At 48.0% G+C, this 17,850-nt stretch carries 13 protein-coding genes and 1 pseudogene; 1 reads left to right on the forward strand and 13 read right to left on the reverse strand.

All coding sequences use genetic code 11. The features are described 5' to 3' along the window. Positions 1 to 27: 27 nt before the first annotated feature. From fusA to ACI0FF_RS11665, 6 genes and pseudogenes are all read right to left on the reverse strand, one after another. Complete coding sequence (gene fusA / locus ACI0FF_RS11640) at positions 28 to 2,115, reverse strand: elongation factor G (protein WP_419797001.1); 2,088 nt, start codon at positions 2,113 to 2,115, stop codon at positions 28 to 30. Between the two features lie 15 nt (positions 2,116 to 2,130). Next, positions 2,131 to 2,601, reverse strand: a complete 471-nt coding sequence (rpsG, locus tag ACI0FF_RS11645) for a 30S ribosomal protein S7 (RefSeq protein ID WP_188667073.1) — start codon at positions 2,599 to 2,601, stop codon at positions 2,131 to 2,133. Between the two features lie 12 nt (positions 2,602 to 2,613). Further along, a complete protein-coding gene (rpsL, locus tag ACI0FF_RS11650) occupies positions 2,614 to 2,985 on the reverse strand; it encodes a 30S ribosomal protein S12 (RefSeq protein ID WP_419797002.1) in 372 nt (123 codons plus the stop codon). 207 nt (positions 2,986 to 3,192) lie between these two features. Further along, positions 3,193 to 4,338 (reverse strand): methyl-accepting chemotaxis protein, encoded by a 1,146-nt coding sequence (locus ACI0FF_RS11655; protein ID WP_419797003.1) that lies wholly within the window; start codon positions 4,336 to 4,338, stop codon positions 3,193 to 3,195. Between the two features lies 1 nt (position 4,339). After that, positions 4,340 to 4,876 carry a PAS domain-containing protein gene (locus ACI0FF_RS11660; protein WP_419797004.1) on the reverse strand — a complete coding sequence of 179 codons (537 nt, stop codon included), beginning with the start codon at positions 4,874 to 4,876 and terminating at the stop codon, positions 4,340 to 4,342. 284 nt (positions 4,877 to 5,160) lie between these two features. Further along, positions 5,161 to 5,939: pseudogene (locus ACI0FF_RS11665) on the reverse strand (IS5 family transposase). A 199-nt stretch (positions 5,940 to 6,138) separates the two neighbouring features. Between ACI0FF_RS11665 and ACI0FF_RS11670 the strand changes: the two are divergent. Further along, entirely contained in the window at positions 6,139 to 6,204 is a 66-nt protein-coding gene (locus ACI0FF_RS11670) for an entericidin A/B family lipoprotein (RefSeq protein ID WP_229734394.1), read from the forward strand. A gap of 78 nt (positions 6,205 to 6,282) precedes the next feature. Here the strand turns inward: ACI0FF_RS11670 and rpoC are convergent, their stop codons facing one another. The 7 genes from rpoC to rplK all read right to left on the reverse strand — a co-directional run bounded on the left by rpoC (position 6,283) and on the right by rplK (position 17,779). After that, complete coding sequence (rpoC, locus tag ACI0FF_RS11675; protein WP_419797005.1) at positions 6,283 to 10,518, reverse strand: DNA-directed RNA polymerase subunit beta'; 4,236 nt, start codon at positions 10,516 to 10,518, stop codon at positions 6,283 to 6,285. A 1-nt stretch (position 10,519) separates the two neighbouring features. Beyond that, on the reverse strand, positions 10,520 to 14,677 hold the full coding sequence (gene rpoB / locus ACI0FF_RS11680) for a DNA-directed RNA polymerase subunit beta (RefSeq protein ID WP_419797006.1): 4,158 nt from the start codon (positions 14,675 to 14,677) through the stop codon (positions 10,520 to 10,522). 362 nt (positions 14,678 to 15,039) lie between these two features. Beyond that, the gene (locus ACI0FF_RS11685) at positions 15,040 to 15,219 is read right to left on the reverse strand and encodes a hypothetical protein (protein WP_188667059.1); all 180 of its coding nucleotides are present in this window, start codon (positions 15,217 to 15,219) and stop codon (positions 15,040 to 15,042) included. A gap of 181 nt (positions 15,220 to 15,400) precedes the next feature. After that, complete coding sequence (gene rplL / locus ACI0FF_RS11690; protein ID WP_419797007.1) at positions 15,401 to 15,772, reverse strand: 50S ribosomal protein L7/L12; 372 nt, start codon at positions 15,770 to 15,772, stop codon at positions 15,401 to 15,403. A gap of 58 nt (positions 15,773 to 15,830) precedes the next feature. Continuing rightward, complete coding sequence (rplJ, locus tag ACI0FF_RS11695) at positions 15,831 to 16,343, reverse strand: 50S ribosomal protein L10 (RefSeq protein ID WP_419797008.1); 513 nt, start codon at positions 16,341 to 16,343, stop codon at positions 15,831 to 15,833. 307 nt (positions 16,344 to 16,650) lie between these two features. Further along, entirely contained in the window at positions 16,651 to 17,346 is a 696-nt protein-coding gene (gene rplA, locus ACI0FF_RS11700) for a 50S ribosomal protein L1 (protein ID WP_419797009.1), read from the reverse strand. 4 nt (positions 17,347 to 17,350) lie between these two features. After that, positions 17,351 to 17,779, reverse strand: a complete 429-nt coding sequence (gene rplK / locus ACI0FF_RS11705) for a 50S ribosomal protein L11 (RefSeq protein ID WP_417822396.1) — start codon at positions 17,777 to 17,779, stop codon at positions 17,351 to 17,353. Between the last annotated feature and the right edge of the window lie 71 nt (positions 17,780 to 17,850).

Consider the following 17,850-nt stretch of genomic DNA (forward strand, 5'->3'; position numbering starts at 1 on the left):
ATTAAAATTTAGGTAAGCTGGACCGGATTAACCGGCCAGCTTTTCTTTGATTTCTTCAGCAACGTTGTTCGGCACTTCTGAGTAGTGATCGAACTGCATCGTGAACTGTGCGCGACCTTGAGACAAGGAACGCAGGTTGTTCACATAACCAAACATGTTGGCCAGCGGAACGTTAGCTGTAACGACACGCGCGATACCGCGTTGATCCATAGAACCGACCTGACCACGACGGGAGTTCAGGTCACCGATGATGTCACCCATATATTCATCAGGTGTAACAACTTCGACTTTCATCATAGGCTCAAGCAGTTTCGGTTTGGATTCTCTCATTGCCTGACGGAAAGCAGCACGGGCTGCAATTTCGAAGGCCAGAACAGAGGAGTCAACATCGTGATAAGCACCGTCGAACAGTTCTGCACGAACACCCACAACCGGGAACCCGGCAATCGCACCAGCTTCCATAGAGGTTGAAAGACCTTTTTCAACACCCGGAACATATTCACGCGGCACGTTACCACCAACGATAGAGCTCTTGAATTCAAATTGCTCTTCGCCGTTCGCATCCATCGGCTCGAATTTGATTTGTACGCGTGCGTACTGACCAGAACCACCGGACTGTTTCTTGTGCGTGTAATCGACAGTCACTTCCTGACCGAAAGATTCACGATAAGCAACCTGCGGCGCACCGACGTTTGCTTCGACTTTGAATTCACGCTTCATACGATCAACAAGAATGTCGAGGTGCAATTCGCCCATACCGGAAATAACAGTTTGACCTGTCTCGTGGTCTGTCTTCACGCGGAAAGACGGATCTTCCGCAGCCAGACGAGCCAGAGCGATACCCATTTTTTCCTGGTCGGCTTTTGATTTCGGCTCAACTGCGATTTCGATAACCGGCTCCGGGAACTCCATACGTTCCAGAATAACTTGGCTATCACTTGCGCACAGAGTATCCCCTGTTGTTGTGTCTTTCAAACCAACCAAGGCAACGATATCACCAGCAGCAGCTTCTTTGATTTCTTCACGTTCAGCAGAATGCATCAACAGCATACGGCCGATACGTTCTTTTTTGCCTTTAACCGTGTTGACCACGTAAGAACCGGCTTCAAGTTTACCAGAGTAAATACGGGCAAATGTCAGCGAGCCAACAAACGGATCGTTCATGATTTTGAAAGCCAGAGCAGAGAACGGCGCGTCAACAGAGTTAGGACGCGTAATTTCTTTTTCCGGGTCTTTCGCATCAACACCACGAATCGCTGCAATGTCGGTCGGAGCCGGCATATAATCGATTACGGCATCAAGAAGCGGTTGAACACCTTTGTTTTTAAAGGCTGTACCACACAGAACCGGTACAAACGACAAACCAATTGTCCCTTTACGGATACATTTGATTAATGTTTCTTCGTCCGGCTCGTTACCTTCGAGGTACGCTTCCATTGCATCGTCGTCTTGCTCAACAGCCGTTTCAACGAGGCGTGTACGGTAATCAGCAGCTTGGTCAGCGAGATCAGCCGGAATATCGACATAGTCGAATTGCGCACCGAGTTCTTCACCGGACCAAATAGCAGCTTTCATTTTGATCAGGTCAACGTGACCTGCATATTCAGCTTCAGAACCGACTGGCAATTGCGTTACCAGCGGAACAGCACCGAGGCGATCAACGATCATATCTACACAACGGTAGAAATCTGCGCCCATACGGTCCATTTTGTTAACAAAACACATACGCGGTACGTTGTATTTATCAGCCTGACGCCAAACAGTTTCAGATTGCGGTTCAACACCGGCAACGGAGTCAAACACACAAACCGCACCGTCGAGTACACGCAAAGAACGCTCTACCTCAATGGTAAAGTCCACGTGACCGGGGGTGTCAATGATGTTTACACGGTGATCGCGCCAGAACGTCGTGGTCGCAGCAGAAGTGATCGTGATACCACGTTCTTGTTCCTGCTCCATCCAGTCCATGGTCGCATTACCGTCGTGCACTTCACCAATCTTGTAAGATTTACCGGTGTAGTACAGAATTCGTTCAGTAGTAGTCGTTTTACCCGCATCAATGTGAGCCATGATGCCGATATTACGATACTTCTCCAAAGGATATGATTTTGACATGAAAAATGTCCGTCCTTACCAGCGATAATGAGAGAAGGCTTTGTTGGCTTCCGCCATACGGTGAGTGTCTTCACGTTTCTTAACGGCAGCACCTCGGTTTTGAGCCGCATCCAGCAATTCGCCAGTCAAACGGTCAGCCATAGTGTTTTCGCTACGCTTACGGGAAGCATCAATGATCCAGCGAATGGCAAGCGCCTGACGGCGTGTCGCACGAACTTCAACCGGAACCTGGTATGTAGCACCACCGACACGACGAGAACGTACTTCGACAGCAGGCTTAACATTTTCCAGAGCTTCATGGAACTGAGCAACCGGATCGTTACCGGTTTTCTTTTCCATATTTTCCAAAGCACCATATACAATTTTCTCAGCGGCAGATTTTTTACCGTCGAGCATCAAACCGTTCATGAATTTGGTCAGTACGATATCACCGTACTTCGCATCAGGCAGAACGATACGCTTTTCAGCAGCGCGTCTACGAGACATATCCTATTCCCCTTATTTCGGACGCTTCGCGCCGTATTTAGAACGACGTTGGCGACGGTCTTGAAGACCTTGTGTATCCAAAGTACCGCGAATGATGTGGTAACGAACACCCGGCAAATCTTTTACACGGCCGCCACGGATCATGACAACAGAGTGTTCTTGCAGGTTGTGACCTTCACCCGGGATGTAAGACGAAACTTCAAAGCCGTTAGTCAGGCGCACACGGGCAACCTTACGAAGGGCTGAGTTCGGCTTTTTGGGAGTAGTTGTATAGACGCGCGTACAAACGCCACGTTTTTGCGGACATGCTTCCATAGCAGGAACCATGTTACGAACCGGCTTCGCTTTACGCGATTTGCGGATCAATTGGTTAATAGTAGGCATAAGCAGTGTATTCCTTGACACACTCGCAACGGTACAGCGCGCTAAAACAATAAAAAACTAACGGTCCGGCTTCCCTTCCCGTCAGATAATTTCGGCGGATGCTATAACGTTCCTGTTACAACAATGTGAACCCTATCAAAAAAAGATAGACTCCACCACTTAATAGGCGGGGCATCCTATGGATTTCTGAGGTTTTGTCAAGCAAAACTACATAACGGCACGGGCCTGCCTCATAAAACTGTTAATTCCGTCACAAAGCTTCTGAGACTCTTTCAACAGAACGTCCGATTTGTTTTGTACCAAATGCGAGGCTTCTCCTGTCTCACGGGCCCCATCTGCAACATCTGAAATTTTCACATTCACATCTTGCGTACCATTAGCTGCTTGCTCAATACTTCGCGCAATTTCGGATGTTGCAGCTGTCTGTTCTTGAACAGCTGCCGAAACCGACTCATTTGATTGCGCGATGAAATCGACCTGCGAGACAATTTTTTCAATACCTTCTACAGTCTGTTGCGTCGCGTCCTGAATAGCTTTCACTTGCGTTTCAATTTGATCCGTCGCCAAGGATGTCTGTTTGGCCAACTCTTTAACTTCAGTTGCGACAACCGCAAAACCTTTCCCGGCAACCCCTGCCCGCGCGGCTTCAATCGTCGCATTCAAAGCCAACATGTTGGTTTGATTCGAAATATCACGAATCAAATTTACCACCGATGTAATCTGGCCTGACGACATTGATAAATTTTTTACTTCCTGCGAAATCCGTTCACTATCTGCCTGGGCAAGTAACGTGACTTCTGATGCCTTGCTCACTTGTGCACTTATTTCATTAATTGATGCGGTGAGCTCTTCTGATGCAGCAGAGACCGTCTGGGCATTTTGCGTCGCCCGTTCAGCAGCAGCCGCTACTTCCGTGGAATTTTGAGCTGTACATTCTGCAATTCGTTCCATGCCTCGTGCCGCGTCTTCCACTTCTTCAGACGTTTCACTCACCGTTGCAGAAACCTTTAAGACATCTTCCTCGAAATGGTTCAATGTATCTGAAAAAACATCAACTTTATGCCCCATTGCTTCAACAGCGCTATTCACCTTCTGGCTGGCGACCTTATAATCCCCTAACATCCCTTCCATAACAATTTTGCGCCAATATTTATTTTGTGCAACATGTTGAGTACATGCCGAAGATTCACGCATAAAAGCATCGCAACGATCAATAATATCATTCATCAGATACAGCAGTTCATTTACACCACCTTCGCCGCGTATATCGGTAATACGAACTTCAAAATCCCCTTGCAAAACTTGCCTGAGTTCAGCAATAGCATGGTTGATTTGATCTTGCTTTACGAACATTTTACCCTCCCATCGACATGATAAGGTGGTTGTATTCCTTACCACTGCTCTCAATTAATTTAACGACCTCTGCCATTGCGGCATTCATCCCCTCTTTCGGAGAAGAGTAGCTTTGTTCTAATTTGAGAAGACTGTCATAAAGAGGAATAATTGAAGCTGTCACAATCTCTTTGTCCGGTACACGCCTATTGCTGTGATACCCAACAATATTGCCGGATAGGTCGAAACTCGGTGTGACATGAGCTAAAACCCAATAATGATCCCCATTTACAGAACGGTTGATGACATAGGCAAACACTTCCTGCCCCGATGCAATCGTATCCCATAAAAATTTAAAAATGCAGCGCGGCATATGGGGATGACGAATTATATTGTGATTTTTTCCAATGACATCACGCGCAGATATACCTGCAATCTGTGCAAATGTACGGTTTGCATAAGTAATAATGCCCTTCGTGTCTGTTTTTGAAACAATGACATCATTCTTATCAAAAAAACGTTCCTTACCAGTGAGTTCTGGATTTCCATAGAGTCCCATATTTTATCCCTGTTTACACAGTTTTTTTAATTAAGTTAATTTTTTATACTCGTATCTCAAGCATTTCGCATACAGTGAAAAATGTCAGTAAAACAAGTATTTTCTCAATCTGATATATAAGACACATAATCAAAGGTTGTCTACGGTCAATGTAAACGTTACATATTTTTTATATTTATTTTTTACAAATAAGAAGCACTCTCAAAACCTCAACCAAATTAGATTCATTTACCTTCGTCCAAATCATCAAAGATATTTTTCTTGAAGGTGGTTTTATAGTCGTATTAGGTCCTGTTGACAAAGTATTTTACCCATACCCGAATTGATGTGACCTGCACGAAGCCAAGGAAACTGAGCATCGTCTTGTCATACCGAGTTGCAACCCGGCGAGCATTTTTGAGTTTGTTGAAGCAGCGTTCAACCTGATTTCTCAAGCCATATACGAAATCATCAACGGGAGTGATTTCCTTTCGGTTTTTCCGCATTGGGATCATGGCGTATCCACCGCGTTTCTCCATATCGTCCCGAATGGAGTTTGCATCGTAGCCTTTGTCTGCCAATAGAACCTTGGCATCTGGACCACCCCATTCCATCAATGGAGCATACCCTTTGTAATCTGATGTTTGGCCTTCGCTGATTTCCAGAGCTATTGGCAAGCCTTCGGCATTTGTTCGAAGGTGTATTTTGGACGTAAAGCCACCTTTTGAACGGCCGAGATCCTCTTTTTGAGTCCCCCTTTTGCCCCAGCAGCCTGATGATGGGCTCTGATGATTGTGCTATCTATCATTTGCACTGTATCTGGAACGGCTTTGGCATCGTTCAAGGCATCCAGTAGAACATCCCAAACGCCGAGCAATGTCCAGCGGCGGAATTGACGATAAACAGAGGACCATTTACCGAAGTAATTGGGGAGGTCACGCCAAGGTGCTCCTGTCCGGGCAATCCAAAAAATACCATCAAGAGTGAGGCGGTGATTTGAGGGAGGACGGCCAGATTTTGGCCCTTGGGCATGAAGGAATGGCTCGAAGAATAACCATTCATCGTCGCTCATCAAATTCCGCATAGACTTCTCCTCATAAAAAGAAGTCTTGAATCACATTCTAAGCAATTTGTGAACCCACTTTGTCAACAGGACCTAATCATATTGATTAAAAGGCGTATATTCCAGAAAAAGAAAGGTTCCTAATATGTCCTATCGGAGAAACATAATATATCTATGTTTAACTCTGTCATTTCTTCTCTCACTTTCTGCTTGTAACACCATGGAAGGTGTTGGCGAAGATGTACAAAAAGCAGGACAATGGATTGAAGAAAAAGCAAAGAAATAGATTTCAAGTATTCGTAAATAAAAAAAAGCCGGGTAGAACAAATTGCTCTACCCGGCTTTTTATTGTTTAAGCTTTTGCTTACTCAGCTGGTGCTAACGGTGCGTCTGATACACCTTCTGCACCTGGCAAAGCCGCTGCATGTGCAGCTTCCGCTTCAGCTTGTGCCGCCGCTGCTGCCGCTGCTGCCTGTTCGTGTTCCGGTACATAACCGGCTTCACGATCACGCTCCGCAGCAACCTGACGGATTTTGTTCATGTAAGCACCTGTCCCTGCCGGGATCAAACGACCCACGATGACGTTCTCTTTCAGGCCCAACAAGTAATCTTTCTTGCCGGAAACAGCCGCTTCGGTAAGAACGCGTGTTGTTTCCTGGAAAGACGCTGCAGAGATGAAAGATTGCGTTTGCAAAGAAGCTTTCGTGATACCAAGTAAGATCGGTTGCCCTGCAGCGATACGATCGCCACGTTCTTCCGCTTTCTTGTTTTCACGACGGAATTCAACACGATCCACTTGTTCCCCAACCAAGAAGGTTGTGTCACCCGGTTCTGTGATTTCCACTTTCTGCAACATCTGACGCGCAATCGTTTCGATATGCTTATCGTTAATCATAACCCCTTGCAGACGGTAAACTTCCTGAATTTCTGCAATCAAGAATTCAGCCAGTGCCTCAACACCCTTAACACGCAGGATGTCATGGGGAACCGGGCTACCATCCATCAACGGATCACCTTTACGAACGTAGTCACCTTCCTGAACGGAAATGTGCTTACCCTTGGGAACGAGGAATTCCATCGGTTCAGCATCATCACCTTCTGGTGTCACCACGATACGACGTTTGTTCTTGTAATCCTTACCGAAGGTAACACGACCATCAATATCAGAGATAATCGCGTGATCTTTCGGTTTACGGGCTTCGAACAATTCCGCAACGCGTGGCAGACCACCTGTAATGTCACGTGTCTTCGCAGATTCACGCGGGATACGTGCCAAAGTGTCACCGGCGTGAACGACATCGCCGTCGCTTACAGACAGAACCGCATCAACAGAAACGTAGTATTTCGCTTCGTTACCGCTTGCAAGATTTTGCAGGTTCCCGTTTTCATCAACGATTGCCAAGTGCGGACGCAACTCAGCACCAGCCGGCAGGGATTTCCAGTCAACGATAACTTTAGAAGCAATACCTGTTGCTTCGTCAGTTTGTTCGGCAATGGAAACACCATCCATAAGATCAACGTACTTCACAGTACCGTTGACTTCTGTCAGAACCGGCAGCGTGTGCGGATCCCATTCCGCCAGCTTTGTACCACGTTCAACCTTTTGCTTATCGGTCACGAACAATTTGGCACCATACTGGATACGGTGACGGGCACGCTCTTTACCAACGTTATCGATCAACAACATTTCAGTATTACGGCTCATGACCGTATCAATACCGGAAGAGTTCTTAACCGTCTGGCAGCTGATCAATTGGATCGTACCATCATGAGAAGTCTCAATGCTGTTTTGTTCTGCACCACGTTGGGCCGCCCCACCGATGTGGAACGTACGCATGGTCAACTGAGTACCCGGCTCACCAATGGACTGGGCAGCGATAACGCCGACCGCTTCGCCACGGTTTACCTTCGTGTTACGGGCCAGATCACGACCATAACATGTTGCGCAAACGCCGTTTTCAGCTTCACACGTCAGAACGGAACGGATCTTGACAGTTTCAACACCCGCAGCCTCGATCATAGCGGCGGCTTCTTCTTCAATCAGACCTCCGGCCGGAAGGAGAACTTCGCCTGTCTCAGGATGCATGATGTCTTCACCAGCTGAACGCCCAAGGATACGTTCATAAAGGCTGACAATTTCATCACCGCCATCCATAACCGCACGAGTCGTCAGACCGTTTTCAGTTCCACAATCATCTTCGAAGATGATGCAATCTTGTGCAACGTCAACCAGACGACGTGTCAAGTAACCGGAGTTCGCTGTTTTCAACGCCGTATCGGCAAGACCCTTACGGGCACCGTGTGTGGAGTTGAAGTACTCAAGAACACTCAAGCCTTCTTTAAAGTTCGCGATAATCGGTGTTTCAATGATCTCGCCAGACGGCTTCGCCATCAAACCACGCATACCGCCAAGCTGACGCATCTGAGCTGTGGAACCACGGGCACCGGAGTGTGCCATCATGTAAACGGAGTTGACCGGAACCCCCGGTTCAACACGAGAAATTTCCGCCATCATCTCGCTCGTCACCTGATCGTTACAATGTGACCACGCATCGACGACTTTGTTGTATTTCTCACGCTGAGTAATCAAACCGTCCATATACTGACGTTCGAACTCTTTCACCGCATCTTTGGTTTCATCAACCAAACGGGCTTTGGCTTCCGGGATAACCATATCGTCTTTACCGAAGGAAATACCGGCTTTACAAGCCCATTTGAAACCGAGGCCCATGATACGGTCACAGAAAATAACCGTCTCTTTCTGACCAACGTGGCGATAAACTTCACCGATTACGTTAGAGACGTCTTTCTTGGTCAACAACTTGTTGATCAAGGAGAATGGAACCTTCGGATCACGTGGTAACAATTCAGACAGCAACATACGGCCCGGTGTTGTTTCCACACGTTCCACGATTTCGTTACCATCAGCATCAATCGTGCGGTAACGACACGTTACTTTCGCATGCAGGCTGACCGCATCGTTATCAAGTGCCTGGTGAATTTCACCTACACCGGAGAATGCCATGCCTTCGCCCTTCTCGCCTTCCAATTCCATGGAAAGATAATAGATACCGAGTACGATATCCTGAGACGGCACGATGATCGGCTTACCTGAAGCCGGTTGCAGGATGTTGTTTGTAGACATCATCAAGACACGGGCTTCGAGCTGTGCTTCCAAAGAAAGCGGTACGTGAACCGCCATTTGGTCACCGTCAAAGTCAGCGTTAAAGGCTGTACAAACAAGCGGGTGCAACTGAATCGCTTTACCTTCAACCAATGTCGGCTCGAACGCTTGAATGCCAAGACGGTGCAATGTCGGTGCACGGTTCAGCATAACCGGATGTTCACGGATAACTTCTTCGAGGATATCCCAAACTTCCGGACGTTCTTTTTCCACCATACGTTTGGCCGCCTTAATGGTGGTTGCCATGCCGTACAGTTCGAGTTTCGCATAGATAAACGGTTTGAACAGTTCCAGTGCCATTTTTTTGGGCAGACCGCACTGATGAAGCATCAGTTCCGGGCCAACCACGATAACAGAACGACCAGAATAATCGACGCGTTTACCCAACAGGTTTTGACGGAAACGACCTTGCTTCCCTTTCAGCATATCAGAAAGAGATTTCAACGGACGCTTGTTCGCACCTGTAATCGGGCGGGAGCGACGGCTGTTGTCAAACAACGCATCAACGGATTCCTGTAACATACGTTTTTCGTTACGTACGATGATTTCCGGAGCACGCAGTTCGATCAGTCGTTTCAAACGGTTGTTCCGGTTGATCACACGACGATAAAGGTCGTTGAGGTCGGACGTCGCAAAACGACCGCCATCCAATGGAACCAACGGACGCAATTCCGGCGGAATGACCGGAACGACTTCCAAGATCATCCATTCCGGGCGAGAACCAGATTCCATGAAAGCTTCAACCAACTTCAGACGCTTCACCAGCTTCTTACGCTTGGCTTCGGAATTGGTATCACGCAGTTCTTCACGCAGATCTTCCAATTCGTCTTCCAGATGGATTTCAGCCAGCATGTCACGGATTGCTTCCGCACCGATACCAGCAGTAAAGGCATCCTGACCGTATTCTTCAACCGCATTTGTATACTGTTCTTCGCTCAGCAGTTCTTTTTGCTTCAGCGGAGTCAGACCCGGTTCGATCACAACGAAGTTCTCAAAATAGAGAACACGTTCCAGATCTTTCAAGGTCATATCCAGCAACAGGCCGATACGGGACGGCAGAGATTTCAAGAACCAGATATGCGCAACAGGCGCCGCCAGTTCGATATGGCCCATACGTTCACGACGGACTTTGGTCAAAGTGACTTCAACACCGCACTTTTCACAGACGATGCCTTTGTACTTCATGCGCTTATATTTACCGCACAAGCACTCGTAATCTTTGACCGGGCCGAAGATACGCGCACAGAACAAACCATCACGTTCCGGTTTGAACGTACGGTAGTTGATCGTTTCCGGCTTTTTAATTTCGCCGTAGGACCAAGAGCGGATTTTCTCCGGACTTGCGATATTGATTTGCAGATTATCGAACTGTTGAGCGCCGCTAACCTGCCCAAAGAATTTCATCAATTCCGACATATTAGTAATTCCCTTGGTTCATGTTGACGTTCAGGCCGAGAGCTTGCAGTTCTTTGACCAAGACGTTGAAGGATTCCGGAATACCGGCTTCGAAGGAGTCTTCACCACGTACGATCGCTTCGTAAACTTTCGTACGACCGGAAACGTCATCGGATTTAACCGTGAGCATTTCCTGCAAGGTGTAAGCCGCACCGTAAGCTTCCAGTGCCCAAACTTCCATCTCACCGAAGCGCTGACCACCGAACTGAGCTTTACCACCCAATGGCTGTTGCGTGACCAAGCTGTACGGGCCGATAGAACGGGCGTGCAGTTTGTCATCAACCAAGTGGTGCAGTTTCAACATGTAGATGTAACCCACTGTGACCTGACGGTGGAACTGATCCCCCGTACGGCCATCATACAGTGTGGATTGACCAGAAGTGGCATAACCCGCCATTTCCAAATGCTTGGAAATATCATCCTGTGTCGCACCATCAAAGACCGGCGTTGCCATCGGGACACCCTTGCGCAGGTTACCTGCCAATTCGTCCACTTCAGCGTCATCCATCTCGGAAACATATTCATTGTAGATGTCGTCACCATACGCATATTGCAGTTTTTCACGAACACCGTCGTAAGCACCGCTACGTTTGGCAGCATCCAGTTGTTCACCAATTTGGCGACCCAGACCGGCAGCAGCCCAACCCAAATGCGTTTCAAGGATCTGACCAACGTTCATACGTGAAGGCACACCCAACGGGTTCAGTACGACATCAACCGGCGTACCGTCTTCGGAATATGGCATGTCTTCCATAGGAACGATGCGGGAGATAACCCCTTTGTTCCCGTGACGACCAGCCATTTTATCACCCGGTTGCAACTTACGCTTGATCGCAACGAAGACTTTAACCATCTTCATCACGCCCGGTGGCAATTCGTCACCACGTTGCAGTTTTTCAACTTTGTTTTCAAAGCGTTCCTGAACGGCGGAAATACCGTCGTCAAAGTGCTTTTTCAAAGACTCAACGTCAGACTGAACGGCATCATCTTCAACAGAAACATGAACCAACTGACCCGGATTAAATGCATCAAGCATTTCTTCGGTAATCGGCACACCTGTTTCCATACCGTTCGGACCGGCAACCGCGATTTGACCGACAACAGTCGATTTCATACGCGCAGCCAAGTTCCGTTCGTGAATTTTACGTTCGTCGTCACGGTCTTTTGCAAGACGTTCGATTTCAGAGCGTTCAATTGCCAACGCACGTTCGTCTTTTTCCACACCACGGCGGTTAAAGACGCGAACTTCGACAACCGTACCTGTTGCACCCGGAGGCATACGCAAGGACGTATCACGAACGTCAGAAGCTTTCTCACCGAAGATCGCACGCAGAAGTTTTTCTTCCGGTGTCATCGGGCTTTCGCCTTTCGGTGTCACTTTACCAACGAGGATATCGCCAGCTTTCACTTCCGCACCGATATAAACGATACCAGCTTCGTCGAGGTTTTTCAGCGCTTCTTCACCGACGTTCGGGATATCGCGTGTGATTTCTTCCTGACCAAGTTTGGTATCACGGGCCATAACTTCAAATTCTTCCAAGTGAATGGAAGTAAAGACGTCATCGCGAACGATACGTTCAGAAATCAGGATGGAATCCTCGAAGTTGTAACCGTTCCACGGCATAAAGGCCACAAGCACGTTACGACCCAAAGCCAGATCACCAAGGTCTGTTGACGGACCATCCGCCAGAACTGTACCGACTTCAACCGTATCGCCAACTTTAACAAGCGGGCGTTGGTTGATACAGGTGTTCTGGTTGGAACGTTTAAATTTCTTCAACGTATAGATATCAACACCAACAGTGGACGCATCGTCACCTTCGGCGCGAACCACAATACGGGTCGCATCAACGGTATCGATCACACCGGCACGTTTAGCCACAATGGCCGCGCCGGAATCGCGCGCAACAACTTCTTCCATGCCAGTACCGACCAACGGTGCATCTGCTTGCAGCAGCGGAACCGCCTGACGTTGCATGTTTGAACCCATCAAGGCACGGTTGGCGTCATCGTTTTCCAGGAACGGGATCATCGCTGCGGCGACAGAGACAATCTGTTTCGGGGAAACGTCGATCAAAGTGATATCTTCAGGACGGGCCATGATATATTCACCCGCCTGACGACAAGAAACCAAGTCATCAACGAAACGACCGTTTTCATCCAAGGCCGCATTGGCCTGTGCCACAGTGTAACGCCCTTCCTGCATAGCAGAAAGATACATAACCTCATCCGTCACCTGACCGTTTTCAACTTTACAATACGGGCTTTCGATAAAGCCGTATTTGTTGACGCGGGCATAAGTGGACAAAGAGTTGATCAAACCAATGTTCGGCCCCTCAGGGGTTTCAATCGGGCAGATACGACCATAGTGCGTCGGGTGTACGTCACGAACTTCGAAGCCCGCACGTTCACGCGTCAGACCACCCGGGCCCAAGGCTGACAGACGACGCTTGTGCGTAACTTCTGACAACGGGTTGGTTTGGTCCATAAACTGTGACAGCTGCGAAGAACCGAAGAATTCACGAACCGCAGCCGCAGCCGGTTTCGCATTGATCAGGTCGTGCGGCATAACTGTGTCAATATCCACAGAGCCCATACGTTCCTTGATCGCGCGTTCCATACGCAGCAGACCGATACGGTATTGGTTTTCCATCAATTCACCAACAGAGCGAACACGACGGTTGCCCAAGTGGTCAATATCGTCGATCTCGCCACGACCGTCTTTCAATTCAACGAGGATTCGCAGAACTTCCAGAATATCTTCACGGCGCAATGTACGCAGCGTATCGGGCAAATCGTCAAAACCGAGACGCATGTTCATCTTCACACGACCAACAGCAGACAGGTCATAACGTTCTTGATCGAAGAACAAGCTTTCAAACAAGGATTCAGCAGACTCAAGGGTCGGCGGTTCCCCCGGACGCATAACACGGTAGATATCGATCAGCGCTTCTTCACGAGTTGAGTTCTTGTCTACCGATAGTGTGTTGCGCATATACGGACCAATATTCACATGGTCGATAGACAGCAACGGCAATTCAGTCATGCCGGCATTTTCCAGCTCTTCCAGCAATTCCGCTGTCAGCTCACCACCTGCTTCAACAAAGATTTCACCGGTTTTTTCGTTCACCAAATCGGTGGAAACAAACTTCCCGATCAATTCTTCATTAGAAACCAGAATATCTTTCACACCGGCTTCTGCCAATTTCTTGGCTTGACGCGGTGTTACTTTCTTACCGACGGTCAGAACGGTTTCACCTGTTTTCGCATCGACAACATCGTGAAGCAGCTTAACGCCCTTCAAACGGTCTGCGTCGAACGTGGTTTGCCAGCCTTTTTTACCACGTGTATATTCCACGGTGGTGTAGAAGAAATTGAGAATATCTTCTGGGGACATACCAACGCGATCTTCCAGTGCAACATTTTCACCGGCATTACGTTTGTTGGCTGTTTCGTCGTTATCCAGTGCCATCAACAATGTTGTGACGGGCAATTTACGGCGACGGTCGATACGAACATACAAAATGTCTTTCGCATCAAATTCAAAATCCAACCAGGAACCGCGATAAGGGATGATACGTGCAGCAAACAGATACTTACCTGAGGAGTGCGTTTTCCCTTTATCATGATCGAAGAACACACCGGGTGAACGGTGCATCTGAGAAACGATAACACGTTCCGTTCCGTTGACAACGAAGGTACCGTTAGATGTCATAAACGGCATATCGCCCATGTAAACATCTTGTTCTTTAATGTCGCGAACAGAGCGCGCACCAGTATCTTCGTCAACATCCCAAACGACCAGACGCAAGGTCATTTTCAACGGGGCAGAATACGTCATGCCACGTTGCTGACATTCTTCAACGTCATATTTGGGTTCTTCAAATTCGTAAGACACATATTCCAGCGTGCCACGCTCGCTAAAGTCATTAATCGGGAAAACCGATTTAAAGACAGCTTCCAAACCGTTATCAATACGGTCTTGCGGCTTTACTTTGGCTTGCAGGAAATGTTCGTAGGAAGATTTTTGAACCTCGATCAGGTTCGGCATCGGGGCAACAGTCGGAATACGACCGAAGCTCTTACGGATACGCTTGCGGTTAATTAGCGGATTCGCCATTATTTTCCTCAAGTTATTTTCAGGTTGGACACCAATTGCACCTCGGGTCGCCGAATCCTTAATGCAACGTCGTTCCATAAGCCCCCAAGACGGGGACAACTCCTTGACAGTTACCAACTTTATCGGCCACGGCGGGGCCTATCCGGGCGGGTAACACAGGATGCCTTCACCTGCGACACAGACAAAGACAGCCGGGCCGGATCGGACACATTAATCCAATCCAGCCCAGCGATTTGTTGTGCTGTTTATATAAGCTGCAGAAAAAAAGTAAAGCAAAAAGTCACAACAACAAAAAACAGTCATAAAAAAAACGGCCCCGATATAGGGCCGTTTTCTTCGAATTACTCGATAAGCAATAGTGCTTATTTATCAAGCAAAGAACACTCGTTCTCTTCGTCGATCTTGCCAGATTCAACGATCTTGATGATGCGTGCATTCTCGGAACCCATCGGGCAACCGCATTTGTATTCGCCAGATGCTTCGTGAAGCTCGGCTTGACGCAGGTGCCATTGTGCAACTTTTCTGTGATCTGCAGCTAACATATTATCTTTTCCTCTATTGGGTAATACTGTGAACGCTATCCTTTTAGAGGAAGGGTTTTAATTAAACAAGCCCCGAACTTAGAGGAATTCTATCTTTCTTTCATGGAGCAAACAAAAGAAAAAGCGGCCTCCAAACAGAGACCGCTTTTTGCAAAATCTAAAGCGAAATGCTTTTTAGAAATTACTTCAGCTCGACTGTAGCGCCAGCTGCTTCCAATTTCTTTTTCAGCTCTTCAGCTTCGTCTTTGCCTACGCCTTCTTTAACCGGCTTCGGAGCACCTTCGACGAGCTCTTTAGCTTCTTTCAGGCCGAGACCTGTGATAGCGCGTACTTCTTTAATGACGTTGATTTTCTTGTCGCCAGCAGCAGCCAAGATGACGTCAAAGTCAGTTTTTTCTTCAGCAGCTTCAGCAGCCGGGCCAGCAGCAGCAGCTACAGCAACCGGAGCAGCAGCAGATACGCCCCATTTGTCTTCCAACAGTTTGGACAGCTCAGCAGCTTCCATAACAGTCAATGCAGAGAGGTCTTCAACCAACTTATCGAGGTCAGCCATTGTTCATAAACTCCTAGAACTTTAGTTCTGTAAAAATAAAAATCAAAACACGTAAGACTTACGCGTCGCTCGAGCCATAAGCGCCGAATACGCGAGCCAATTGGCCAGCCGGTGCTTGAGTAACAGCAGCCAACTTCTGAGCCGGAGCTTGAAGCAGGCCAACAAGTTTGCCGCGCAGCTCGTCCAGTGACGGCATAGAAGCCAAAGCTTTCACACCATCCTGATCGAGCAGGTTTTCATCCATGCTACCGCCCAGAACAATGAGTTTTTCATTCTTCTTGGCAAATTCCATGGTCGCCTTAGCAGCAGCAACCGGATCTTCCGAATACGCAATCGCAGTCGGACCGGTCATAAGATCGCTAAGACCTTCAAACTTGCTGTCAGCAAGAGCGAGACGTGTCAGACGGTTTTTCGTTACCTTGAAACCAGCACCAGCTTCGCGCATTTTGCCGCGCAACTCTTCCATTTGTGCCACTGTCAAACCACTATAGTGGGAAACAACGACGGTAGAGCTGTTTGCGAACACTTCGCGCATTTCTGCTACAAGTTCTTCTTTCTCGGTACGGTTCACTGATCGTCTCCGATACTTAGGACGAATGCCCGCGAAAGACAGGCATAAGTCCGATGGACAAAGAGCAAAGGAAAAATTTCCCCCACCCGGTTCCACTGTCTCAAATTGTCACAGAAGGTCAGTTCAAGAGAGGCGCGCCTGATAAGGCGTACATCCTAATCTTTACTTCTGTCTATGAAGGCGATTTTTAAACGAGTAAATCCCGCACCTTCAGTCTTGGACAGTCACGAAAGGTCTTTCACCTTTCGATCAACTTCCGCCCTTTCAAAGAAAGGACGGAAGAATCTCTTTATTGCTGAGGCGGCTTTTAGCCGACCAGAGCAGCAATGTCAAGCTTAACGCCAGCACCCATTGTAGAGCTGATAGCAACGCCCTTCAAATAAGTCCCTTTTGCGCCAGACGGCTTAGCTTTGTTAATTGCATTAACAAAAGCTTTTACGTTCTCTGCGATTTGCTCTTCAGAGAAAGAAGCCTTGCCGATACCAGCATGTACGATACCGGCTTTTTCAACGCGGAACTGTACTTCGCCGGCTTTTGCCGCTTTAACAGCGTCAGTTACGTTCGGTGTAACCGTACCCAATTTCGGGTTCGGCATCAAACCGCGCGGACCGAGAACTTTACCCAAGCGACCAACAACAGCCATCATATCCGGCGTTGCAATCACACGGTCGAAGTTCATTTCGCCGTTTTGGATTTTTTCCATCAGGTCTTCTGCACCAACCAAGTCTGCACCAGCAGCCGTTGCTTCTTCAGCTTTCGCATCACGAGCGAAAACAGCAACGCGCATAGTTTTACCTGTACCATGCGGCAACCCAACAACGCCGCGAACCATTTGGTCAGCGTGACGCGGGTCAACGCCGAGGTTCACTGCGATTTCAATTGTTTCGTCAAATTTAGCTTTTGCGCCATCTTTAACGAGTTTAACTGCTTCAGCTACGCCGTAATGCTTAAGAACATCTACGCCTTCGTAGGCAGCTTTGAGACGTTTACCAATTTTTGCCATCGTCCTACTCCACTACCTCTACGCCCATAGAACGTGCAGAACCGGCGAGTTGCTGAACAGCAGCTTCGATGGTTGAGCAGTTCATGTCTTTGATTTTCTCTTCCGCGATTTCAGCCAATTGCGCGTGTGTAATTTTCGCAATAAAACCCTGACCCGGAGTTTGAGAACCTTTCTTCAGGCCCAATTTCTTCAAAATGAAGAAAGATGCCGGCGGAAGTTTGGTTTCGAACGTGAATGTACGGTCTTGGTAAGCTGTAATAACAACAGGAATCGGTGTACCCGGTTCCATTTTTTGTGTCGCAGCGTTAAACGCCTTACAGAATTCCATAATGTTCAGACCTGCCTGACCCAAAGCCGGACCCACGGGCGGGGACGGGTTTGCCTGGCCGGCAGCGATTTGCAGCTTAATGTAGCCTGCAACTTTTTTAGCCATAATAGACCTCAGTTTATAGAGTTACTGGGTGCGTGGTCGGGCTATGACGGACCTCCCACACAAATGATTTG

The organism is Terasakiella sp. 4MB5A (assembly GCF_050058155.1).
In the GTDB taxonomy this organism is placed as follows: domain Bacteria; phylum Pseudomonadota; class Alphaproteobacteria; order Rhodospirillales; family Terasakiellaceae; genus Terasakiella; species Terasakiella halodenitrificans.